Origin of the sequence: Clostridium sp. UBA5119, assembly GCF_002414285.1 — a bacterium.
Lineage (GTDB): Bacteria > Bacillota > Clostridia > Clostridiales > Clostridiaceae > Clostridium_J > Clostridium_J sulfidigenes.
Genome location: NZ_DHYX01000027.1, coordinates 4,372 through 7,333, shown reverse-complemented (window position 1 = coordinate 7,333; position 2,962 = coordinate 4,372). Strand labels below are relative to the sequence as shown.

General features: G+C 28.1%; 2 protein-coding genes and 1 pseudogene. 2 read left to right on the top strand and 1 reads right to left on the bottom strand.

The features are described from left to right. The coding region (gene alr, locus B2671_RS03335) for an alanine racemase (RefSeq protein ID WP_346869152.1) at nt 1–1,006 on the top strand (1,006 nt) is incomplete at its 5' end. A 159-nt stretch (nt 1,007–1,165) separates the two neighbouring features. Here the strand turns inward: alr and B2671_RS03330 are convergent. Beyond that, a complete protein-coding gene (locus B2671_RS03330; protein WP_346869151.1) occupies nt 1,166–1,759 on the bottom strand; it encodes a GNAT family N-acetyltransferase in 594 nt (197 codons plus the stop codon). A 748-nt stretch (nt 1,760–2,507) separates the two neighbouring features. On the opposite strand from B2671_RS03330, the pseudogene B2671_RS17555 reads away from it, so the two are divergent. Further along, nucleotides 2,508–2,962: pseudogene (locus B2671_RS17555) on the top strand (ATP-binding cassette domain-containing protein); the annotation flags it as partial.

Below are 2,962 nucleotides of genomic sequence, written 5' to 3'. Positions count from 1 at the left end.
TGGCGCCTCTAGACTCGCTGTAGCAATGCTGACAGAAGCCATAGAGCTTAGAGAAAATAATATTAATGCTCCTATAGTAATTTTAGGATATACTCCTTTACACTTAGGCGAAGAGCTAATAAATTATGATATTGAGCAAACAGTATATGATTTAGATTATGCAAAGGAACTATCAAAAATAGCCTTAAGCCTTAATAAAAAAGCTAAAATCCATATTGCCATAGATACTGGTATGGGTAGAATAGGATTTCTCCCTGGTGATGATACCGTTAAAACTATAAATGAAGTTTATAACTTAGAAGGTTTAGAAGTGATTGGAATATATTCTCACTTCTCCACCTCTGATGAAAAAGACAAATCCTATGCCAATGAACAACTTTTTAAATTAAAAAAGGTTATGAAGGATTTAAAAGCTCTTGGAATTGAAATTCCGTTAAAACATATTTCTAATAGTGGAGCAATTATAGATATGCCTGAAACTTATTTAAATGGCGTGAGACCAGGCATTATACTTTATGGTTATTACCCTTCTAAAGAAGTTTCTAAGGATAACCTTTCAGTAAAACCAGCTCTAACTTTGAAAGCAAAGGTAGCCCATGTAAAAGAATTGCATAAGGATATGTATATAAGTTATGGTAAAACCTTTAAAACTAATAAAAAAACTATTGTAGCTACACTACCAATAGGCTATGGAGATGGTTATCCTAGATCATTAAGTGAAAATGCTAAGATAATTGTTAATGGTAAATTTGCTAGTATTCTAGGTAGAATTTGTATGGATCAGTGTATGATTGATGTAACAGACATAGAAAATGTAAAAACTGGTGATGAAGTTATTATTTTAGGTGGAGAAGGAGACTTAAAATTTAACGCTGATGATATGGCAGAAGCCTTAGGCACAATAAACTACGAAATTCTTTGCAGAATTAAATCCAGAATTCCTAGAGTATATATTAAGAATAAAGAAATAGTTAAAGTTAGAAATAACNNTTTTTTTTTTTTATAAAAAAATTTTTTTTTTTTTTTATTTTTTTAAATTTTTTTTTTAAATAAAAAATAAAAAAAAAAAAATAAAAAAAGTCTTGTCACTTCTAAATGACAAGACTTTTTTTCATAGGTAATATATATCATGGACATTTAGTCCTTATAATTTACATATATAACATTAAACCATTTTTACCATTCTATATAAATATTGAGAAAAATACTTTTCTTCTTTTTCAAATTTATAATCTAAGTTTTCATAGAACTTTCTTACTTTCTCATCCTTAGCTAGCAGTGAACAACCTTTATATCCTTTTTCTTTAGCTACCTTTTCTGCTAACTTCATTAGTTCTTTTCCTATTCCAAGACCTCTAACTTTTTTAGTAGTTGCTAAGTTTGCTATATAAAGCTCTTTATCTCCACCCTCTTTTAAGTACATTCCTAAAATAAGGTCCTTTATAAATTTTATTTTTCCTTTAATCCCTTTTATCATATGAAGTAATTCAAAACTAGTTTTTGTATCTAAATCAGATATTTCTTCACTGTTTAAAAGAATTATAGCTCCACAGGTCTTTCCATTTAGTTCTGCTACCTTTATATTTAAATATGAATATCTAGATTCCTGACTTAATACTAGCCATTGAATCCTATTTAAAATCTCCTCTTTAGTGCCCTGGCCCCAAATATGATCTGGTGTTTCCTCAGTATCATATATAAGACCAGCGATAATGGGGGCATCCACCTCCGTTGCATCTCTTAATGTTAAGTTTTTCATAATTATCCCTCTTTCATGAAATTTTTATTTAAATTTCTTAATTCTATTATATTATTATTAGAAACATTAATTAAGGCTTTAGATCCGCAGTATTTAGTACTTTTATGCTATTATTGAATTCTTACTAATTTATACAATTGTCCTATTAGTACTTATTAATGCCTACAATAAGTATTTTCTATAATATCTACTTCTCACTTCATTCTCTTAATTATAAACTCCTTACTAGGATTAGTATGAGGGCATGTTTAAAAGTAAAAGTTATTTTATTACTGTATTTACTTTTCCAACTACTATGGTATAATATTTATGTATATATGTAATAATAAATATATTGAATATTATTATATTTAAAATAAATTAATGCAAAGAAAGAGGTTGAGTCGAATTGTGTAAAATGGTAGTTCTTGTAAGTGTTTTAGGTTAATAACGGGATAACTGCGCCCTTTTTTACCTAAACATTTGAATAGAATTATCTTTTACAGGATAAGACTCTTTTTTCATACTCTAAATCATATAGAATTTAAATTAGTATCACTACACTATTATTTTGTTATAGCTAATATGAGATCTAATTTTTTACTCTACTATGATTTAGAATATAATTTCACTGCATTAATTTACATGAAATTTAAGGAAAGAGCAAAGCCTCTTTCCTTTTTTTATTTTACGGAGGTATAAAGACATGAGTATATTAAATATTGAAAATCTAAGCTTTAGTTTTGGAGATAAAACTATTTTTAAAAATATGTCCCTTAGATTACTAAAGGGCGAACACGCTGGTCTCGTTGGAGTTAATGGTGCTGGTAAGACTACCCTGTTTAACATTTTAACTGAAAAATTAATCTGCGATGAAGGTAATTTTACTAAAGCTTCTTCCTGTANNTCTTAAACAAAATTCTGATATAAACGAAAATTTAACCATAAAAGAAGTCTTAAGGGAAGCCTATAGAAATCTTTATGAATTAGAAGAAAAGGTCTTATTCATAAGTAATAAATTAGCTACCGGAGATGTAGATGACTATGATAAATTAATCAATAAATTAGGTCATCTTCAAGATAGGCTGGATTCTAGTGAATTTTATAATATTGAAAAGCATATTGAAACTATGTGTAAAGGGCTTGGTATAACTGCCCTTGGTATGGATACTCCCTTTAAAAATTTAAGTGGAGGTCAAAAAACTAAGGTTATGCTAGCAAAAC